16 protein-coding genes, 1 tRNA gene and 3 pseudogenes are annotated in these 19,590 nt (G+C 71.2%); 12 read left to right on the top strand and 8 right to left on the bottom strand.

The window, feature by feature from the left end:
- The 4 genes from ACZ7GZ_RS04110 to ACZ7GZ_RS04095 all read left to right on the top strand — a co-directional run.
- The coding region (locus ACZ7GZ_RS04110) for a DUF6531 domain-containing protein (protein ID WP_471020763.1) at positions 1-4,043 on the top strand (4,043 nt) is incomplete at its 5' end.
- Positions 4,040-4,630, top strand: a complete 591-nt coding sequence (locus ACZ7GZ_RS04105) for a hypothetical protein (RefSeq protein WP_471020762.1) — start codon at positions 4,040-4,042, stop codon at positions 4,628-4,630. The genes ACZ7GZ_RS04110 and ACZ7GZ_RS04105, both read left to right, overlap by 4 nt.
- A gap of 101 nt (positions 4,631-4,731) precedes the next feature.
- Positions 4,732-5,217: a hypothetical protein gene (locus tag ACZ7GZ_RS04100; protein WP_471020760.1), complete on the top strand. Its 486-nt coding sequence runs from the start codon at positions 4,732-4,734 to the stop codon at positions 5,215-5,217.
- The gene (locus ACZ7GZ_RS04095) at positions 5,099-5,704 is read left to right on the top strand and encodes a DUF7577 domain-containing protein (protein WP_471020759.1); all 606 of its coding nucleotides are present in this window, start codon (positions 5,099-5,101) and stop codon (positions 5,702-5,704) included. Before ACZ7GZ_RS04100 ends, ACZ7GZ_RS04095 begins: the two co-directional genes overlap by 119 nt.
- Before the next feature lie 330 nt (positions 5,705-6,034).
- Here ACZ7GZ_RS04095 and ACZ7GZ_RS04090 read toward each other — a convergent pair.
- Positions 6,035-6,122: transfer RNA gene (locus tag ACZ7GZ_RS04090), tRNA-Leu, on the bottom strand.
- A 74-nt stretch (positions 6,123-6,196) separates the two neighbouring features.
- Positions 6,197-6,707, bottom strand: a pseudogene (locus tag ACZ7GZ_RS04085) (hypothetical protein); the annotation flags it as partial.
- Between ACZ7GZ_RS04085 and ACZ7GZ_RS04080 the strand changes: the two are divergent.
- Positions 6,664-7,185, top strand: a complete 522-nt coding sequence (locus ACZ7GZ_RS04080) for a low temperature requirement protein A (protein ID WP_471020790.1) — start codon at positions 6,664-6,666, stop codon at positions 7,183-7,185. The pseudogene ACZ7GZ_RS04085 and the gene ACZ7GZ_RS04080 sit on opposite strands and share 44 nt — an antisense overlap.
- Positions 7,182-7,544: a low temperature requirement protein A gene (locus ACZ7GZ_RS04075; protein WP_471020757.1), complete on the top strand. Its 363-nt coding sequence runs from the start codon at positions 7,182-7,184 to the stop codon at positions 7,542-7,544. The genes ACZ7GZ_RS04080 and ACZ7GZ_RS04075 overlap by 4 nt, the downstream gene beginning before the upstream one ends.
- Positions 7,545-7,554: 10 nt before the next feature.
- Here the strand turns inward: ACZ7GZ_RS04075 and ACZ7GZ_RS04070 are convergent, their stop codons facing one another.
- The 3 genes and pseudogenes from ACZ7GZ_RS04070 to ACZ7GZ_RS04060 all read right to left on the bottom strand — a co-directional run bounded on the left by ACZ7GZ_RS04070 (position 7,555) and on the right by ACZ7GZ_RS04060 (position 9,613).
- Entirely contained in the window at positions 7,555-8,232 is a 678-nt protein-coding gene (locus tag ACZ7GZ_RS04070) for a GntR family transcriptional regulator (RefSeq protein WP_471020756.1), read from the bottom strand.
- Positions 8,233-8,400: 168 nt separating this feature from the next.
- The gene (locus ACZ7GZ_RS04065; protein ID WP_471020755.1) at positions 8,401-9,348 is read right to left on the bottom strand and encodes a beta-ketoacyl-ACP synthase III; all 948 of its coding nucleotides are present in this window, start codon (positions 9,346-9,348) and stop codon (positions 8,401-8,403) included.
- 136 nt (positions 9,349-9,484) lie between these two features.
- A pseudogene (locus ACZ7GZ_RS04060) lies at positions 9,485-9,613 on the bottom strand (MFS transporter small subunit).
- Between the two features lie 28 nt (positions 9,614-9,641).
- Between ACZ7GZ_RS04060 and ACZ7GZ_RS04055 the strand changes: the two are divergent.
- Both ACZ7GZ_RS04055 and fdhD read left to right on the top strand, forming a co-directional pair.
- Positions 9,642-9,767: pseudogene (locus ACZ7GZ_RS04055) on the top strand (2Fe-2S iron-sulfur cluster-binding protein); the annotation flags it as partial.
- A 7-nt stretch (positions 9,768-9,774) separates the two neighbouring features.
- Positions 9,775-10,623: a formate dehydrogenase accessory sulfurtransferase FdhD gene (gene fdhD / locus ACZ7GZ_RS04050; RefSeq protein WP_471020754.1), complete on the top strand. Its 849-nt coding sequence runs from the start codon at positions 9,775-9,777 to the stop codon at positions 10,621-10,623.
- A 263-nt stretch (positions 10,624-10,886) separates the two neighbouring features.
- Here the strand turns inward: fdhD and ACZ7GZ_RS04045 are convergent, their stop codons facing one another.
- Both ACZ7GZ_RS04045 and ACZ7GZ_RS04040 read right to left on the bottom strand, forming a co-directional pair.
- Complete coding sequence (locus tag ACZ7GZ_RS04045; protein ID WP_471020752.1) at positions 10,887-11,414, bottom strand: isochorismatase family protein; 528 nt, start codon at positions 11,412-11,414, stop codon at positions 10,887-10,889.
- Between the two features lie 19 nt (positions 11,415-11,433).
- Complete coding sequence (locus tag ACZ7GZ_RS04040) at positions 11,434-11,871, bottom strand: MarR family winged helix-turn-helix transcriptional regulator (protein ID WP_471020751.1); 438 nt, start codon at positions 11,869-11,871, stop codon at positions 11,434-11,436.
- A gap of 126 nt (positions 11,872-11,997) precedes the next feature.
- On the opposite strand from ACZ7GZ_RS04040, the gene ACZ7GZ_RS04035 reads away from it, so the two are divergent.
- Both ACZ7GZ_RS04035 and ACZ7GZ_RS04030 read left to right on the top strand, forming a co-directional pair.
- Positions 11,998-12,915 carry a quinone oxidoreductase family protein gene (locus ACZ7GZ_RS04035; RefSeq protein WP_471020749.1) on the top strand — a complete coding sequence of 306 codons (918 nt, stop codon included), beginning with the start codon at positions 11,998-12,000 and terminating at the stop codon, positions 12,913-12,915.
- A 132-nt stretch (positions 12,916-13,047) separates the two neighbouring features.
- Entirely contained in the window at positions 13,048-14,925 is a 1,878-nt protein-coding gene (locus tag ACZ7GZ_RS04030; protein ID WP_471020747.1) for an exo-alpha-sialidase, read from the top strand.
- On the opposite strand, the gene ACZ7GZ_RS04025 is transcribed toward ACZ7GZ_RS04030, so the two are convergent.
- A complete protein-coding gene (locus ACZ7GZ_RS04025) occupies positions 14,875-15,891 on the bottom strand; it encodes a bile acid:sodium symporter family protein (RefSeq protein ID WP_471020746.1) in 1,017 nt (338 codons plus the stop codon). The two genes, ACZ7GZ_RS04030 and ACZ7GZ_RS04025, sit on opposite strands and share 51 nt — an antisense overlap.
- A 178-nt stretch (positions 15,892-16,069) precedes the next feature.
- On the opposite strand from ACZ7GZ_RS04025, the gene ACZ7GZ_RS04020 reads away from it, so the two are divergent.
- Together ACZ7GZ_RS04020 and ACZ7GZ_RS04015 are read left to right on the top strand one after the other, a co-directional pair.
- The gene (locus tag ACZ7GZ_RS04020) at positions 16,070-16,939 is read left to right on the top strand and encodes a LysR substrate-binding domain-containing protein (RefSeq protein WP_471020745.1); all 870 of its coding nucleotides are present in this window, start codon (positions 16,070-16,072) and stop codon (positions 16,937-16,939) included.
- Positions 16,940-17,631: 692 nt separating this feature from the next.
- Positions 17,632-19,458 carry an AMP-dependent synthetase/ligase gene (locus ACZ7GZ_RS04015; protein ID WP_471020743.1) on the top strand — a complete coding sequence of 609 codons (1,827 nt, stop codon included), beginning with the start codon at positions 17,632-17,634 and terminating at the stop codon, positions 19,456-19,458.
- Positions 19,459-19,590: the final 132 nt, after the last annotated feature.

Raw genomic sequence — 19,590 nt, 5'->3', positions numbered from 1 at the left:
GCGGTGCGGGTGGCGGCTTCGTGCTCGCCTCCGCGGGCGGCGGTGGCGGCGGTGGCGGCTCCGATCTCCACATCGACCACGAGGAGTTCGAGAGCGGTGCCGGCAAGGTCTCCTTCCACGGCAGCGAACTGCACCTGAACAGCTCGGCCCCGCTCGGCCGGGCCAAGGGGCTGTTCGGCCGCACCAAGGGCAAGGACCCCTTCACCCGGGCCTTCGACTCGGTCCTGGAAGGCGCGCTGCACGGCTCGGAGAAGGCGCTCGGCAAGGTCGCCAAGCACCTCACGGAGACGGTGCCGGACCGGGTGAGGGCCGCCTCCCGGCTGCACAAGCACAACGACCTCGACATCCGAAGCAAGATCGACGGGATCGGCCTGGGCAGGCACGGCCACGGCAGGGACGGGGGTGACGGTCCGCCCGGCGCCGGTTCCCGGCTCAAGATCGACGCCCATGACAAGCACGATCCGGACCTGCTGCAGCGCTCCAGGGACGCCCGCGCCCTGGCGGACAAGGAGACCTGCGGCGACCCGATCGACATGGCCACCGGCCAGATGATCCTGGCCCAGACCGACGTCGACCTGCCCGGCATCCTGCCGCTGACCCTCCGCCGCACCCACCTGACCGGCTACACCCACGGCATCGGCTTCGGTCCGTCCTGGGCCTCCACCCTGGACGAGCGCCTGGAACGCGACCCGGAGGCGGACGGCGTGTGGTGGCGCCGCGAGGACGGCTCCAGCCTCTACTACCCGCGCACCCCGGACATCGTCGGCGACCGCGTCGACCCGGTCGCGGGCGAGCGCCTGCCGTTGACCTACGTGTCCCAGGGCGCCTCGTACGTGCTGGTGGTGCAGGACCCGTACACCGGTCTGACCCGGCACTTCGAACCCTCCGCGGCCCGTGCGGGCGTGTGGTGGCTGGCGCAGGTCGAAGACCGCAACCACAACCACATCACCCTCGAACGCGCTGAGGACGACAACCTGCTGCAAGTCGCACACTCCGGCGGCTACCGCCTCACGATCACCACGGACCCGGACAGTCACCGCGTCACCGGGCTGCACGCCCTCACCGAGGACGAGCCGCTGCGGCTGCGCGGCTACGGGTACGACGAGAGCGGCAACCTCACCGATGTGATCAACGCGGTCGACGCGCTCACCCTCTTCACCTACGACGACGAGCACCGCATCACCGGCTGGCGCGACTCCAACGACACGACGTTCCGATACGTCTATGACGCGTCGGGCAGGGTCGTCGAGACACAAGGCACCGACGGGATTCTCAACTCCCGCATCACGTATGACGGTCCGGACGAGGACGGCACCACCACCGCCACCTACACCGACTCCCTCGGCCACTCCAGTACCTACCGTGCGAACCGACACGGTCAGATCGTCGCGATCACCGACCCGCTCGGGTACACCACCCGCCAGCAATGGGACGCGCGCGACCGACTGCTCAGCCGGACGGATCCCTCGGGACACACCACCCGCTGGGAGTGGAGTGACGCGGGCGACCTCACCGCCGTGGTCGCCGCCGACGGCTCCGTCACCCGTTTCTCCTACAACGACCGGCACCTGCCGGTGGAGGTGACGGGCCCGGACGGCACCGTCACCCGCCAGGACTTCGACCGGCGCGGCAACCGCGTCGCCGTCCACACGCCCGACGGCACCACGACTACGTTCACCCACCACGCCACCGGCGCCACCGCTGGTGTCACCGATCCCCGCGGCACGACGCTGTCCGTCGACGCGGACGCGGCCGGTCTGCCGGTCTCGGTCACCGACGCCCGCGGCGGGACCACCACCTGCGCCCGTGACACCTTCGGCCGTCCGCTCACCCTCACCGATCCCCTCGGTGGCGTGACGGCCATGGCCTGGGACGCGGAGGGCCGCCTGGTCGGGCTCACCGCGCCGGACGGCAGCAGCGAGTCATGGTGTTACGACGGCGAGGGCAACTGCATCCATCACACCGATCAGCTGGGCGGCGTAACCACCCTCAGCTACGGCCCCTTCGACCTGCTCGCCGCCCGCGCCACCCCCGACGGCGCCACCTACACCTTCACCCACGACACCGAGCGCCGCCTCACCGGCGTGACCGACCCCCAGGGCAGCACCTGGACGTACTCCTTCAACGCGCGAGGGGAGGTGGTGGCCGAGACCGACTTCGACGGGCGTCGCACCACCTTCGCCCACGACCCCACCGGCTTCCTCGTCTCCAGCACCACCCCGGCCGGTGACGTGTTCACCTTCGCTTGGGACGCGGTCGGCCGCCTCACGGCCAAGGAGGTCTCGGGGGATCGCACCGACTACACGTACGACGCCGCGGGCCGGATCACCGGTGTGGCCTCACCCGACTCGGTCCTCACCCGCTCCTACGACCCGCTCGGCCGGCTGCTCGCCGAGACCGTCGACGGGCGCACCACGCACTACCGCTACGACGACACAGGGCAGCGCACCGGCCGCACCACACCGACCGGCGCGCGCACCACCGCCGGCTGGGACGCGTTCGGCAACCGCACCCACCTGTCGCTGGACGCCCGGCACACCCTCGCCTTCACGTACGACATTCTCGGCCAGGAGACCGAACGCACTCTCAGCGAGCGGGCGTTGCTCTCGTCCGTCCGGGACGGTCTCGGCCGGCTCACCCGGCAGACGCTCAGTGCTCAGGCCGGCACCGGCACCGGTCGGCTCCTGCGTGACCGCCACTACACCTACCGCCCGGACGGCCACCTGACCGGACTCGCCGAACAGGTCACCGGCCGTACCCTCGCCCACACCCTGGACCCGGTCGGCCGTCCGCTCGCCACGACCGCCGATCGCGGCGGCTGGCACGAGCAGTACGCCTACGACGGCGCGGGCAACCAGACCAGCGCCCACTGGCCCGACCGCCCGGCCGACCCCGACGCGCGCGGGCAGCGCACCTACTCCGGCACTCGTCTCCTGCGCGCGGGCAACACCACGTACTGCTACGACGAGGCCGGCCGCCTCGTGTCGCGCACCAAGAAGCGCCTGTCCCGCAAGCCCGAGACCTGGCGCTACACGTGGAACGCCGAGAACCGGCTGACCTCCTGCACCACCCCCGACGGCGAGACCTGGCACTACCGCTACGACCCCCTCGGCCGGCGCACCGCCAAGTACCGGCTGGCAGACGACGGAGTCACGCGGCTCGACGAGACCCGCTTCACCTGGGACGGCACGCGCCTCGCCGAGCAGACCCACACCGCGACCGATGTCACCGTCACCTGGGAGTACGACGGCCACCGCCCCATCGCCCAGTACGAGCGCAAGCCGCTGTCGGACACCGAGGTCGACTCCCGCTTCTTCGCCATCGTCACCGACCTCATCGGCACACCGACCGAACTCGTCACCGAGGACGGCGAGATCGCCTGGCACACCCGCACCACCACGTGGGGCACCACCGCCCCGAACGCCGACGCCCTCGCCGACACCCCGCTGCGCTTCCCCGGCCAGTACGTCGACGCCGAGACCGGCGGCCTGCACTACAACTACTTCCGCCACTACGACCCCGAGACCGCCCGCTACGTCTCCCCCGACCCCCTCGGCCTGGAGCCGGCCCCCAACCCCTGCGCGTACGTCCTGAATCCGGCGACCTGGCTCGACCTGCTGGGACTGCTCACCTGCAAGCAGAACGCGGCGCGGCTGCGGGCCAACATGGAGGCGAACGGGGTCACATTCAAGCCCGGCCAGGCCGCCGCGCACATCGTCCCGTCCGGCGGCGCGAAGGGCCACTGGGCCCCGGGCGCCCGCGCACGCCAGCTGCTCCAGCAGTACGGGGTGGACATCAACGACGCCTCCAACGGCGTCCCACTCGACCACCCCACACCGCACAACTACACTCACCGAGGTAAATTCCTGCAGCGTCTCGACCTTCATCTGCAGACCCACGTGCAACTGCTGGTGGCGAACGGTGCAAAGCCAGACGCAATCGCGAAGTCCATGAAATCCGAACTCAGTAGGATCGGAGCGGACATTCTCAAGGAATTGAAGAACGGATCTCCCGGCCCCACCGCACATTGGACCGCACCATGAACCCCGGAACCGGACAGACAGTCGACGTCTTTCGCATCACACCATCCTTCGGCGACCATTACAAGGGTCTCCTCGTGGACGCCCTACCCCTCATTCGCTGGGAAATGGACAGCAGCACCCACCCGCTCCCCGACGAGATCCAGGCCGAGTGGCACGGGAATCCCAAGGGAACGGTGTCGGACTATCCCAGCGGGCACGCCGTGGTACCGGTGCTCAGCCGGAGACTGACCGAGGAGACGTACGAGCACTTCCATGCGTTCGGCCACTACATCCCCGTGCACGTGCCCGGCGCCCAGGGCGGCGATTACCGCGCGTACCTCCCGAGTGTCGTCGCTGACTGTCTCGACAGAAATGCGTCGTCACCGCCGAGCGAGGTCGGCGAGATCGAGCACGCCGAATTCGTGCCGGAGAAGCTGCCTCTCGACGCCCCGTGCTTCCGCCTGACGGACAACAGGACGTATGTCTACTGGAACGGCTGGGCAGCACGACTGATCCAGTCCCTCACCGGCTCGGAAAACGTCGAACTCCGGCTCGTTTGGTCCACCGATCGCAACGCCACACCGCACCCCCGCCCGATGGGGTTCTGACAGCTATGACTCGGCAGGCGACCACTCCGACGGACGTGTTCCGCGTCGTGCCGCGCCATCACGACTCCTTCAAGGGCGCGCTCCTGTAGAGCGACGACATCATGCACTGGGAACTGGACGAGGAAGCCACACCGCTGCCCGCGGAGCTCCCGGGTTCCTTGCAGGACCCTTCGGGGACGCTGTCCGAGTTCCCCACCGCGAACCCGGCGGCCCCGATCCTGGGCGCCACTCTCCTGAAGGCCGTGCCCGACCGGTTCGCAGGTACCGGGCACTTCATTCCGGTGAACGTTCCCGGGCTGCCCGCCGGCACGTACACGGCCTATGTCCCCACGACCGTCGCCGACTGCCTGGACCAGGCCCGGTCCTCCGCGCCCGAGCTGACCGGGAAGATCCGGCAGGCGGTGTTCCACGAGGACCGGGTGCCTGCAGCCGGCGAAGCCGGTCGCGCCGCGGCCCGTCGTACGGCCCGTGGCCGCGCCGGAGGAGGTGGCCGGGGTGCCGTGCCCGGTGTGCGGCACGCCCAATCCGCCGGAGCGCCGGTTCTGCCGTCGCTGTGCCAGCCCGCTGACCCCGGCGGCGGCCCATGAGCAGCTGCCCTGGTCGCGGACGATCTGGCCGTTCCGGCGCCGGGTGCGGGCGGGGTCTGGGCGGTGGATCCGGGTACTGGTGACACTGGCGGTGATCCTGGCGCTGTGCGTGGGCGGCTTCTTCCTGCTGCCCGCCTGGCGCGCCCTGATCGAGGCACCCGGGACAAGCTCAGCGGCGCCAAGGCGATCACCCCGCTGGCCGTTCACGCCGGCGCCGAGGTGCCCGGGCATCCGGCGAAGGCCACCACGGACGGGCTCAGCAACCGCTACTGGGGGGCGCCGGGGGCCGGAGCCTCGATCACGTTCACCTTCTGCAAGCCATTCCGCACCACAAGGAAATCGACCTCAGCGACAAGGCGGGAGACCAGACCATCGCAACCGGGACCGACAACGTGGTGAAGGTGCGGCTGGTACTGGGGCGGTCATGGGGCTCTCCGGTGGGCGGCATGTCGCGCTCGCCGAGGTGGGGTTCTTCCAGCGGAGCTGACCAGCGGGCGCCCATGACGGCACCGTGGTGTGGCCACAGGCCCCGGCGCTGCCCGGCGTCACCATGACACTGCTCAGCAGCACACGAACATAGGGGAGCTGCCCGCCGAGCACCCCGCGTTGAACCAGCTCCGCGCAACGTACCCGTCGATCCCGGGCGAGGCTCCGTAGCAGCTTCACCCAGTGGCGTCGCGGGCTGAGCAGAAGCTCGCCGCCTCCGGTGCGGGCCGACTCGGCCTGTCATCCCTGGTCTGACCTGGGAAGTCTCCAGGCTGTTGGTCACGCCACAGTCCTGGAAAGCAGAAAACCCCTGATGAACAGGGGTCTCAGCTGGTGTCCGAGGGGGGACTTGAACCCCCACGCCCGATAAAGGGCACTAGCACCTCAAGCTAGCGCGTCTGCCATTCCGCCACCCGGACTAGGTGTCTGCCGCCTTACGGGGGGTGTTCCCGGCGGCGACATGGACAACAATACCAAGGTTTCGGAGTGCGTTTCACCTGCGTATCCGCCCCGTGAGTGACGGCAGGACCGAACCGGGCCGCGCGATTGGCGACGGTATACAGGATGCAAGAACCTGCCTACACATAGTGAGGTTCAGGGGCTTGAGCTGGCACTTCGGGAACTTCCCGGGCAGCCGCTCCCCCGCCGGTCCGGTCACGGCGCGCACCGAGAGATCGCCGCCGGCAAAGGCACCGCGGACACCGCAGACACCCGCAGACACCGCAGACACCGCAGACACCGCAGACACCGCAGACACCGCAGACACCGCAGACAAGGACGATCATGTCGACGGGGCCGCAGTGTTCCGCGTGGTGCAGCAGGGAGGACGGCGCCGAGTTGAGCAGGGTGACCGAGTGGACCCAGGCGGAGGTGTCCTGGCCCGGCGGGAAAAACGTGTCGACGGGACGGCGGCGCTACAGCGGTACGGTGCCCCGGTCGACCGCCTCGGCGACCTGGTCGATGAGGTCCTTGCGCATGGCCGCGTTGATGAGCGGGACGAAGTCCGGTTCTGACCGCCGCCGGGCTCGTCGACGGCCTTGCCGCGGACGCCTGTGGCTGCTCGCGATCGTCCTGCAGTTCGCGACTCCGCTGGTGGCCGAGCACGGGCCGGGCCGCAGGGACGGGCGCAGTGCGGCGACGCTGCGGGTGCAGCTGGGCGCGCTCGACCCGGCGCATTTCGTGGAGCGGCACGGGCTGCTGCTGATCATCGCCTTCGGCGAGTCCGTGATCTCCATCGGGGTCGGCATCGGTGATCTGCCGCTCACACCGGGGCTGTTCTGCGGCGCGTTCCTCGCGCTGGCCCTGTCGGTCGCGCTGTGGTGGACGTACTTCGTACGGGACGAGGAGGCGGCCGAGGCCGCGTTCCGGGTGACACCGCCGCCGGCCCGCTGGCGGCTGGCGGCTGGCGGCTGGCGGCTGGCGGCTGGCGGCTGGCGGCTGGCGGCTGGCGGCTGGCGGCTGGCGGCTGGCGGCTGGCGATGAACGCCTACTACTACGCCTTCCTGCCGATGCTGCTCGGCATCGCGTACCTCGCGGCCGGCATCAAGAAGACCCTCGGCCACCTGGCCGAACACCCGCAGCCGGGAGGCGCGTTGGCGCTCGCGGGCGGGGTGGCGCTGTTCCTCGCGGGCGACGCGGCCTTCCGTACGGCTCTGCGGCTGCGGCCGGTCCGCCACCGGGCGGCCGGTGCCGTGCTCGCCCTGGCCACCGCCACGTTCGGCGTCCGTATGCCGGCCTACGGTGAACTCCTGCTGCTGGTCGGCGTATTGGTGGCGATGCTGGCGGTGGAGGCTCGGTCCTGCGTCCCGGCGACACCGGACGTCGGGCCGGCCGGGACATGACGGCGGCGGATCAGGACTCGTTGCGATGGTGGTACGAGTGCCGGGTGTGCTCGGTGTGCTCGCGCATCAGCCGGCCGGCCCGCTCCGCGTCCCCGTCCCTGATCGCGAAGACCAGGTCCGAGTGTTCACTCCAGGAGGTGCCGCCGCGCAGCCGGGCCACGGGAGTGTAGTACCAGCGGACCCGCCGGTCGACCTGGGCGGCCAGCTCGGCGAGCACCGCGTTGCCGGCCAGCTCCATGACCTTGGCGTGGAAGGCCGCGTTGAGCGCCAGGGCACGGGTCACGTCGTCGGCGGCGACCGCCGTCCGGCCCTCCTTCACGATGTCGAAGAGTGCCTCCACCCCCTCCGGGCCGGCGTTGAGAGCCGCCAGCCGGGCTGCCTCCGCCTCCAGCAGGGTGCGGACCGTGAGCAGTTGGTCGGCCTCCTCCTGGGTCGGCTCGTGCACGAACGCGCCCTGCGCGGGCCGCAGATCCACCCAGCCCTCGGTGTTGAGCCGCTGCAGCGCCTCGCGCACCGGCTGCCGGGAGACGCCGAGGTACTCTGCGAGTTCGCTCTCGACCAGGTGCTGGCCGGGTTGCAGAGCGCGGGTGGTGATGAGTTCCAGCAGCGCCTCGTAGACCCGCTCGCGCAGCGGTCCGGGACGTTCCAGCTTCGGCACCGCCCCCTGCGGCAGTCCGGTCGGCAACATCGCGGTCCCCCTCCTGGGCTGCTCCGGCGCGTGAGCCCTGGACGCTCGGTATCGATGAGCTCGGTTGGGTGAGCTACGAATCGATTGTCTTTTGTCTACAGTCTTCGGTGTACAAATGCAGGCCACCGCGTACAGAAATCCGGCCCCTGGTGTACCGGCTTCGCCCGCTCAGGGGCAGCGTACGACCTGCCCGGCATACGACAGATTGCCGCCGAAGCCGAAGAGCAGCACCGGGTCGCCGGTGCTCAGGGCTCCCTGCTCGATCAACTTGGAGAAGGCGAGCGGAACACTGGCCGCCGAGGTGTTGCCGGATTCGGTGACATCGCGGGCGACCACCGCGTTGACGGCACCGAGCTTCTCCGCCAGCGGTTCGATGATGCGCAGGTTCGCCTGGTGCAGCACGACGCCCGCGAGGTCCTCCGGGGCCACGCCGGCCTTCTCGCAGGCACGGTGGGCGATGGCCGGCAGCTGGGTGGTGGCCCAGCGGTAGACGCTCTGCCCCTCCTGAGCGAACCGCGGCGGCGTGCCCTCGATCCGTACCGCGTGCCCCATCTCCGGCACCGACCCCCACAGCACCGGCCCGATCCCCGGCTGCTGCCCCGGCGCGCAGGCCTCCACCACGGCGGCCCCGGCGCCGTCGCCGACGAGGACACAGGTGCTGCGGTCGCTCCAGTCGGTGACGTCGGACATCTTGTCGGCGCCGATGACCAGCGCCCGGCCGGCCGCGCCGGCCCGGACGGTGTGGTCCGCCGTGGCCAGCGCGTGCGTGAACCCGGCGCACACCACGTTGACGTCCATCGCGGCCGGCTGCGGGATGCCGAGCCGGGCCGCGACCCGGGCGGCGGTGTTCGGGGAACGGTCGATCGCCGTGGACGTGGCGACCAGGACCAGGTCGATGTCACCGGGGGTGAGACCGGCGGCGGCGAGGGCCTTGGCCGCGGCGTGCGCGGCCAGTTCGTCCACCGGCTCGTCCGGACCGGCGATGTGGCGGGTCCTGATGCCGACCCGGCTGCGGATCCACTCGTCGCTCGTGTCGACCAGGCCCGCCAGGTCCTCGTTGGTGAGCACCCGGGCGGGCTGGTAGTGACCGATGGCGGCGATGCGCGAGCCGTTCATGGCGGAGGTCCCTCGTTTCCGTCGTAGCGGGATGCACCAGTCTTAACAGTGACTCGCGAGTACGACGGCAGGTGAAGCCACAGGAATCGGGCGGCCGGGTTGTCGGCTTCGCGCAGCACCTCGGACGCCCGTGTACTCATCCCGTGAACAGCTGGGTCGCCGTGTGTACGAGTTCGTAGACCCCGTAGGCGAAGGGCGCTCCGACCCACAGTCAGGCGAGGGTGATCAGTCCCCGCCGGCTAGGCGGGCTGCTGTCGCTGGGCATCCGCGGCCTCCCTCGGGGCGGGGACGTGATGGCGGTCCATGTGAAGGACAATGAGATCGTGAGGGTCGCCTCGCCGCACGACAACCTGGTGACCCACGGCGATCTCTGCATCAAGGGCCGTTTCGGCTGCCAGCACGTACAGAACCGGGGCTGATCAGGACATGGGACGAGTCACGGAACGGCGCAAGGTCCTCCGCATCCGGGACGGAGCGGTCTCCACCCGGCCGGACACGCTCGTCGCCGAGGAACCCCTGGAGATCCGGCTGAACGGCAAGCCGCTCGCGATCACCATGCGCACACCGGGCGACGACTTCGCGCTGGCGGCGGGGTTCCTGGTGAGCGAGGGTGTACTGGCGACTGCATACGATCTGCAGAACATCGTCTACTGTGCGGGGGCGACCGTAGACGGCTCGAACACCTACAACGTCGTCGATGTGAAGACCGCGCCGGGCGTCGCCCTGCCGGACTTCACGCTGGAGCGGAACGTCTACACGTCCTCCTCGTGCGGCCTGTGCGGCAAGGCCAGCCTGGACGCCGTCCGTACGACCGCGCGCTTCCCGATCGCCGACACTCCCCCGGTGCGGGTCACCCCTGAGCTGCTGGCGAGTCTTCCGGAGCGGCTGCGGGCGGCCCAGCGGGTGTTCGACCGGACCGGAGGCCTGCACGCGGCGGCCCTGTTCGCCGAGGACGGCGAGCTGCTGGACATACGCGAGGACGTGGGCCGCCACAACGCGGTGGACAAGCTGGTCGGGCGCGCGCTGCAGAACGGCGACCTGCCGCTGTCGCGGACGATCCTGCTCGTCTCCGGGCGGGCCTCGTTCGAGCTGGCGCAGAAGGCGGTGATGGCGGGCATCCCCGTGCTGGCGGCGGTGTCGGCGCCGTCGTCGCTGGCGGTGGACCTGGCCGCCGAGACGGGGCTGACCCTGGTGGGTTTTCTGCGGGGCAGCTCGATGAACGTGTACGCGGGCGCGGACCGCGTCGCCCTGCGGGAGGCGACCGCCCAGGGTTGAGACACCTCCTCGCGGCACGGCGGCGGGCTTCCCGTCCGGCGGGCGGGGCCGCGGGCCCTGCGCCGCCGGGCCCGCCTCAGCCGAGGGACTGTGCCCCTTCGCCGAACGCCGCGGTCGGGGGTGAGCAGTGGCCGGAATGGCAGGCGAGGAACACCTGGGCGGGTTCGGCGTCCGGCACGGCACGTGTGTGATGTACGGGCGGGAGTACCGCTCGGCGACGGAGCGCGGGACGAGGGTGATGCCCGTGCCCGCGGGGCACGCGGTCAGGCGGGCCTGAGGCGTACGTCGGCGGCGGTCACGACCGTGCCCAGCCGGGGGAAGTCGAGCCGGACGGACGCCTCGTGCTCGGCGGCGGTGAAGGCGGCCATGGCGTCCTCGGCGAAGACGAGGTCGTAGCCGAGGTCGGCGGCGGCGCGGGCGGTGGACTCGAGGCCGAGGTTGGTGGCGATGCCGCCGAACACCAGGGTGGTGACGCCGCGTTCGCGCAGCCGCTCGTCGAGATCGGTGCCCTGGAAGGCGCCGATGGTCCGCTTGACCACCTCCAGGTCGCCGTTCGCCGCGAGGCCGGGGACCAGGGCGCTGCCGGGCGGCTGTTCGGCGACCGAGGGGCGTTCGACCCGGACGAGGACGACGGGTGCCCCGGCAGCGCGGAAGGCACGCGCCAACTCCTCGGCGGCGGCCAGCACTTCGGTGCCTTTGCGGGGTTCCAGGGGCAGCGCGACGATGCGGTCCATCAGGTCGACGAGGATCAGGGCGGTGCGCTGCGGATCGAGCAGGTGGGCTGCGGTCATGACGGAACGTTAGCCGCAGTCAGCCGTCCGTGCCGGAAATCCGGATCAACAGGCCCGTGAACTGCTCGCGTTCGGCGGCCGACAGCGGGGCGAGCAGCTCGTCGTTGGCCGCGCGGGCCGCCTTCTCGCAGCGGGCGAGGAGGCGGGCGCCGTCGTCGGTGAGGGACACGGCGTTCTTGCGCCGGTCCCTGGGGTCGGGGGCGCGGACGACGTGGCCGGCGGACTGCAGGTCGTTGAGTACGCCGACCAGGTCCTTGGGGTCCAGGCCCACGCTGCGGCCGAGGTCGGCCTGGGCGACCGGCTGGAGGTCGCGGACGGCGGAGAGGACCACGTGGTGCCACATCTTCTGGCCCTCGGCCGCGAGGGCGTCGGCGACCAGGGCGCGCCCCCGGCCGGCGGCGCGGCCGAGGAGCCAGCTGGGCAGGGAGCGGATCGCGGGCAAGGGTGCTTCGGCCATACGGGCAGCGTATCCCGAGAATCGTTGGACGGCCCAACGAACTTTCGCTATCGTTGGGGCTCCCAACGAATTCGTGGGTCTCCCCAATGATCGATGTGCCGGTTCCCGGCCCTGGAGGTGTGTGCGATGCGTCGCGTCCGATACGAGTCCACCGGCAGCCCGCTGTTCCTCGAAAAGGCCCCCGTCCCCGAGCCCGGGCCCGGCGAGCTGCTGGTGCGCTGTGCGGCCGTCGGGGTCACCCTGCCCGTGGTGCGCAAGGTCACCGAGGCCGCCGAGCCGATCGCGCTCGGCGGAGAGATCGCCGGCGAGGTGGTGACGGTGGGCGAGGGCGTGACCCGGTACCGGCCGGGCGACCGGGTGACAGGGCTGTGCTTCGGACACGGATACGCCGACTTCGCCCTGCTGCACGAGGCCATGGCCTCCCCGATACCGGACGGCGCGGACTCCGTGGACGCGGTCGCGCTGGTGCGCAGCGGCCTGGTGGCGTTCGGGGCACTGGAGGCGGCGCGCCCGGTGCCGGGCGAGGCGGTGCTCGTCACGGCGGCGGCGAGCGGGGTCGGGCACCTCGCCGTACAGCTGGCACGGGCGCGGGGTGCGGGGCGGGTGGTGGGGGCGGTGTCCGACCCCGGCAAGGCGGACTTCGTCCGCTCGCTCGGCGCGGACGACTGCATACAGTATGGCGACGACAGTTGGGGGGATCCCGTCGACTATGTACTGGATGCTGTCGGCGGTCACCTGCTCACCCCCGCCCTCGCCGCCCTGGCCCCGCACGGCCGCCTCGTCGCCTACAGCTCCGGCGGCGGCACCCTGCGGGCGTACGACCTGCTCGTGGGCGCCAAGTCGGTGATCGGATTCCAGATGGCCCTGATCGCACGTGGCCGGCCGGACCTGTACGAGCAGTGGCGCAAGGAGCTGTGGCGGCTGTTCGCCGAGGGTGCCCTGAAGCCCGCCGTGCACGCCGAGTTCGCGCTGGAGGACGCGGCGGAGGCGCACGAGGTGATCGAGCGACGGGCCAACCTCGGCAAGGTCGTACTGCGCCCGTAGTCCCTTCGCGCGCTCCTTGTGCTGCACGCTTCTTGTGGGGCGACCTGGCCCCAACTACCGTCGATGGGGCGCACGTTGGACATGGGATGTCCGGATGTCCAGATGCCCGGCCGACGAAGGGCAGGTCCCGCCATGCCGTCAGGTCTTCGCGCCCGTCTCAGATCCGTACGCGCCGTCGCCGTCACCGCGGCGGCGGCCCTCGCAGCGTTCCTCCTCCCCGGCGCCACGGCACACGCCCGAACGGCCGCCGGGTCCGCCGAGTTCGAGCAGCAGGTCCTCTTCAAGGCCGCCCAGGACCCCGGCTACGCCTGTTTCCGCATCCCGGCGATCGTGCGGACGACCGACGGCACCCTGCTGGCGTTCGCCGAGGGCCGGGTCCTCAACTGCGGTGACGCCGCCGACATCGACATCGTGCTCAAGCGTTCCCCGGACGGCGGCCGCACCTGGGGCCCGCTGCAGGTGGTCAACGAGGGCGCCGGTGACACGCACGGCAATCCGGCGCCGATCGTGGACCGCGAAACGGGCCGGGTCTGGCTCGCGGAGACGTACAACACGGGCCGTACCGACAGCGCCAGTTGCCCGATCCCCTGCGACCGCACCCCGCATCTGCAGTACAGCGACGACGACGGACGGAGCTGGTCGGTGCCGCGTGATCTGAGCCCGGAGATCCTGCCCGCCGACTGGAACTCCTGGTACGCGACCGGGCCGGTGCACGGCATCCAGCTCACCCGGGGCCGGTACGCGGGCCGGCTGGTCTTCGGCGTCAACACCGAGACCTGGGACGGCGGCCGGGTCACCGCCAACCACGCGGCGCTGATCGTGAGCGACGACCACGGCGGCCACTGGCGGATCGGCGCCACGGACACCTGGCCCATCGCCGACGACGGCACCTTCCGGCAGAAGCCGTCCGAACTGGCCCTCGCCGAGCGCGGCGACGGCTCGGTCCTGGTCAGCGGCCGGGAGCAGGACGGCACCGACCTCGGCCACCGCACCCAGGCCGTCAGCCGCGACGGCGGCAGCAGTTTCACCGCGCCCTTCCACGACCTGCCCGGCCTGTACGCCCCGCAGGTCCAGGGTTCCCTGCTGCGCCTGGGCGACCGGCTGCTGCTGGCCTGCCCCGCAGACCCCGACCGGCGGCGGACGATGACGATCCGCTCCTCCTACGACGGCGGCCGGACCTGGGACGGCGTGGACCGCGGCACGGTCGTCACCACCGACTGGTCCGGCTACTCGGACCTGGTCCGCGCCGACGCGGACACGGTGGGCCTGGTCTACGAGGGCGGGGTGGTGGACGCGCGTGACGAGATCCGCTTCGCCCGCTTCACCGAGGACTGGCTCGCCCCGCGCCGCGGCCCCGACCCGGTCACCGCCGACTGGGCCCCGCGCGCCCGCCCGGCCGCGGTGCTCGGCGGCGCGGAGGAGACGGACGGGGTCTTCGGCGGGGCGCTGCAGTTCGACGGCACCGACGACGCCGTACGCCTGCCGTTCCGCAACGCGCTGCCGCTGGGCAGGAAGGACTTCACGGCGTCCCTGTGGTTCCGGTACACGGCCACGAGCGGCGAGCAGCCGCTGCTGTGGATGGGCGGGGTCGGCACCACCCAGCCGCAGGTGTGGGTGCGCGGCGAGCCGGCGAACCACCGGATCCAGGGGCTGATCACGGTGCGGGACGGGGCGATCGCGCCGCAGACTGTCTACGTTCGTGCGGATACTGCATACAACGACGGCCGGTGGCATCACCTGGCGTTGCGGCGGGGCGGCGGTCGGCTGTCGTTGTTCGTCGACGGTATGCAGTCGTCCGTCGCCGACATACCGGGGTCGGTCAGCCGTAACTCCCCCTTCGGTGTCCACATCGGTCAGCGCATGGACAGCCGGGCCTTCTTCGCCGGCGCGATCGACGAGGTGCACGTCTGGGACCGGGCGCTCACCGACGGGGAGCTCGCGGATCCGAAGGCGCTCAGGTCACCGAAGGACACGGTCCTGTGGCTGCCCCTGGACGGCGTGCGCGGCTGACGCGCCCGCAGTGTCCGGGGCCTCCTGCGGGTCCCGGGCGCGCCGCTTGGCGATGACCGCGCACACCATCAGCTGCATCTGGTGGAACAGCATCAGCGGCAGCACGGCGAGGGAGGCCTGTGCGCCGAACAGGACGCTCGCCATGGGCAGCCCGGAGGCCAGGGACTTCTTCGAACCCGCGAACTGGATGGCGATCCGGTCCTTGCGCCCGAAGCCGAGCGCCCGGGCGCCGTACCAGGTCAGCAGGAGCATCACGGCGAGCAGGACGGCCTCGACGGCGAGCAGCGCGCCCAGCCGTGCCGGGCTGACCTGGTGCCAGATGCCCCGGGTCATGCCCTCGCTGAAGGCGGTGTAGACGACCAGCAGGATCGAGCCGCGGTCGACCAGGCCGAGCACCTTCTTGTGCCGGGCGACGAAACCCCCGATCCAGCGGCGCAGCACCTGCCCGGCCAGGAACGGCACCAGCAGCTGCAGCACGATCTTGATCAGCGAGTCGGCGGAGAACCCGCCCCCGCTGTTGCCGAGCAGTCCGGCCGCCAGCAGCGGGGTGGCGACTATGCCGATGAGCGAGGAGAAGGACCCGGCGCAGATCGCCGCCGGTACGTTTCCGCGGGCGATCGAGGTGAAGGCGATGGACGACTGGATCGTGGACGGCACCAGCGTCAGGAACAGCAGCCCCTGGTAGAGCGGCTGGGTCAGCAGCACCGGCACCAGGGCCCGCGCGGCCAGCCCGAACACCGGGAAGAGGATGAACGTGCAGGCCAGCACGGTGACATGGAGTCGCCAGTGGCGCAGTCCGTCCAGTGCCTCGCGGGTGGAGAGCCGGGTGCCGTAGAGGAAGAAGAGGAAGGCGATCGCGGCTGTCGACGCGCCCGAGGCCACGTCGGAGGCGGTGCCCCGGGCCGGCAGGAGCGCGGCGAGACCCACCGTCCCGAGCAGCAGGACGATGTACGGGTCGATCGGCATCCGACTCGGCCGGCGCAGGCGTTTCACAGTGCTCCGATTGCTGTACGGGATCTGGAGGGGTGTCGCTCTCGGGGGCCCGCAGGGCCTCCTCCATCGTCCTCCTCCGCTGGCCGATCGGGAATCCCGCACACCACTCTGACTGTCATCATGAAATGCGATGGCCGAGTAGTCTGGGGGTGTGTACGACCCGGTGCAGCTGCGCACTTTCCTCGCCGTGGCGCAGACGCTCAGCTTCACGCAGGCCGCGCACCGGCTGGGGCTGCGCCAGTCCACGGTCAGCCAGCATGTGCGCCGGCTGGAGGACGCGACCGGTCGGCAGTTGTTCTCCCGGGACACCCATTCGGTGGAGCTGACCGAGGACGGCGAGGCGATGCTGGGCTTCGCCCGGCGGATCCTGCAGGTGCACGAGCAGGCCTCGGCGTTCTTCACCGGCACCCGGGTGCGGGGCCGGCTGCGGTTCGGGGCGTCGGAGGACTTCGTACTCACCCGGCTGCCGGAGATCCTGCAGGGCTTCCGCTACGACCATCCGGAGGTCGACCTGGAGCTGACGGTGGAGCTGTCCGGCACCCTGCACGAGCAGCTGGCCGCCGGGAAGCTCGATCTGGTGCTGGCCAAGCGGCGCCCGGAGGATCCCCGTGGCGAACTGGTCTGGCGCGACGACCTGGTGTGGATCGGCGCCGAGCGGCTGCGCCTGGACGCCGACCGGCCCGTACCGCTGATCGTGTATCCGCCGCCCGGCATCACCCGGGCCCGTGCGCTGGAGGTGCTGGAGCGCGAGGGCCGCGCGTGGCGGATCGTGTGCACCAGCGGCAGCCTCAACGGGCTGGTCGCGGCGGCCCGTGCCGGGCTCGGCGTGATGGCCCACTCCCGGCGCCTGATCCCGCCCGGTCTGTTCCGCCTGCCGGAGCGTTGCGGACTGCCCGGCCTGGGCAAGGTCGACTTCGTGCTCGTCCACGGCCGCCGGCGGGGCGCCGCCGAGGGGGCCGCGGACGCGCTGGCGGCGGCGATCCTCGCGGGCGGGGAAGGGCTGCGCCGCCGGGGCGGCTGACCCATCCACGCCGTTGCCGCATCCCTCAGCGCGGCACGGGGTAGGTCAGCTGCCTGACCCCGCGCAGGAAGGGCGTGGTCTGCACGTGCTGGACGCCTTCGAGGCGGCCGAGGGGGACCGCTCAGGTACCACGCCCTGGCCGGCGGCGGAGCCGGTGCGCTGCTGCACGGCGGGTTCCCGGAGGCCACTCTGCGCGCCGCGTTCGCCGCGGGGCTGAACGGCGCGCTGGTGGTGGCGGGTCTGACCGGCCCGGTCGCGGGTGCGCTCGTGCCGCTGCTCGTGCGCCCGGGGCCGGCCGGTGCCGCGGAAGGAGTCCGGGACGGTGACGCAGGTGACACACAGGGCGGTGCCGGCCCGCCGGTGAGCCACCCCGTGCGAGGGCGAGGGCGGTGCGCCAAGGCCGCACTCGCCGACGCGCCGGACCACACCCGTTATGCCGAGATCGGTACGGTGTACGCCGTAATCGCAGCGTACAGATTCGGTGGAGATCTACGGCACCGAAACTTACTGACTCGTCAGTATCGTGTCCGGCCCTTCCCCCTGTGGGGCATTTTCCGGCCGTCGGCGAGGAGAAACGTGAGGTTTGCTCGGTTTCCTACCCCCTCCCGCCCGGTGACGGTGTGGGGTAGCTTTCACCGCGCTGTGCCGCGTATCACGGGCGTGACCAAGCAGCGAGGATCGGGGAGCGAGGTTTGCGCGAGTTCACCAACCCGCCGCTCACGTCGGCGCCGCCGGTGGGCGGTCTGGCCGATGTGGTCTTCGAGCATGCCCGCACGGAGCCCGCGCACATCGCCCTGGGCCGCAAGGACGCCTTCGGGCAGTGGCGGGAGGTGACCTCCGCGGAGTTCCGCGACGAGGTCCTGGCCCTCGCCAAGGGCCTGCTGGCGCGCGGTGTCCGCTTCGGCGACCGCGTCGCGATCATGTCCCGCACCCGCTACGAGTGGACCCTGTTCGACTTCGCCCTGTGGTCGGTCGGCGCCCAGGTGGTGCCCGTCTATCCCACGTCCTCGGCGGAGCAGTGCTTCTGGATGCTCTACGACGCCGAGGTGTCCGCGGCGATCGTGGAGCACGAGGACCACGCGATGACCATCGCCACCGTCATCGACCGCCTCCCGCAGCTGCGTCAGCTGTGGCAGCTGGACTCGGGCTGTGTGCAGGAGCTGTACGACGCCGGGGCGCACCTGGACGACGAGCTGGTCCACCGGCACCGGCAGGCGGTCACCCCGGAGTCGGTCGCCACCATCATCTACACCTCCGGCACCACCGGCCGCCCCAAGGGCTGTGTCCTCACGCACGCCAACTTCGTGTACGAGGCGGACACGATGATCCAGCGGTGGCAGCCGGTGTTCCACACCAAGAAGGACGACGAGGCCTCCACCCTGCTGTTCCTGCCGCTCGCGCACGTCTTCGGGCGGATGGTGGAGGTCGCCGCGATCCGCGGCCGGGTCCGCTTCGGGCACCAGCCGCAGCTGAACGCCGCCGCCCTGCTGCCCGACCTGCAGGCCTTCAGGCCCACCTTCATCCTCGCGGTGCCGTACATCTTCGAGAAGGTGTTCAACGCGGCCCGCCGCAAGGCGGAGAAGGAAGGCAGGTCCGGGCCGTTCGAGAAGGCCGTCGACATCGCGGTGAAGTACGCCGAGGCCGTGGAGGCCAAGGCGTGGGGCACCGGGCCCGGCCCGTCGGCGGGGCTGCGGATGCAGCACCAGCTGTTCGACAAGCTCGTCTACGCCAAGGTCCGCGCGGCGATGGGCGGTCGTATACGGAACGCGATGTCCGGGGGTTCGGCGATGGACCGCCGGCTGGGACTGTTCTTCGCGGGGGCCGGCGTGCAGATCTACGAGGGCTACGGCCTGACCGAGTCGACGGCCGCGGCGACCGCCAACCCGCCCGAGCGCACCCGCTACGGCACCGTCGGCCAGCCGATCCCCGGCGTCACCGTGCACATCGCCGACGACGGGGAGATCTGGCTGCACGGCGGCAACGTCTTCCAGGGGTATCTCAACAACCCGAAGGCCACCGACGAGACCCTGCACGAGGGCTGGCTGGCCACCGGCGACCTCGGCTCGCTCGACGAGGACGGCTATCTGACCATCACCGGCCGCAAGAAGGAGATCCTGGTGACCTCCGGCGGCAAGAGCGTCTCCCCCGGGGTGCTGGAGGAGCGGGTCCGCGAGCATCCGCTGGTCAACCAGTGCATCGTGGTCGGCAACGACCGCCCCTACATCGCCGCCCTGGTCACCTTGGACCAGGAGGCCGTGGAGCACTGGCTGCAGATGCGCGGGAAGCCGAGGATGACCCCGGCCGAGCTGGTGCGCGACCCGGACCTGGAGACGGAGGTGCGGCGGGCGGTGGTCGCCGCGAACACCCTCGTCTCCCAGGCCGAGTCGATCCGTACCTTCCGCATCCTCGCGCAGCCGTTCACCGAGGAGCACGGCCTGCTCACCCCGTCGCTGAAGCTGAAGCGGAAGGCGATCGAGAAGGCGTACGACAACGAGGTCGAGGCCCTCTACCGGACCTGACCGAGTGCCGGCCTTCTCCGCATCGCCGTCGACCTGCCGAGATCGGCGGACGCGTGTGGGGCCGAGCTGCACCCCGGTGACCGACTGACCGGTCGGTCGCATCGGAGCGCGGGGTCAGGAATGCGTCGCGGC

This window comes from Streptomyces sp. NPDC037288 (genome assembly GCF_055603265.1).
Note: the sequence above shows the minus strand (reverse complement) of the source record. Positions and strands in the feature narration are given on the sequence as shown.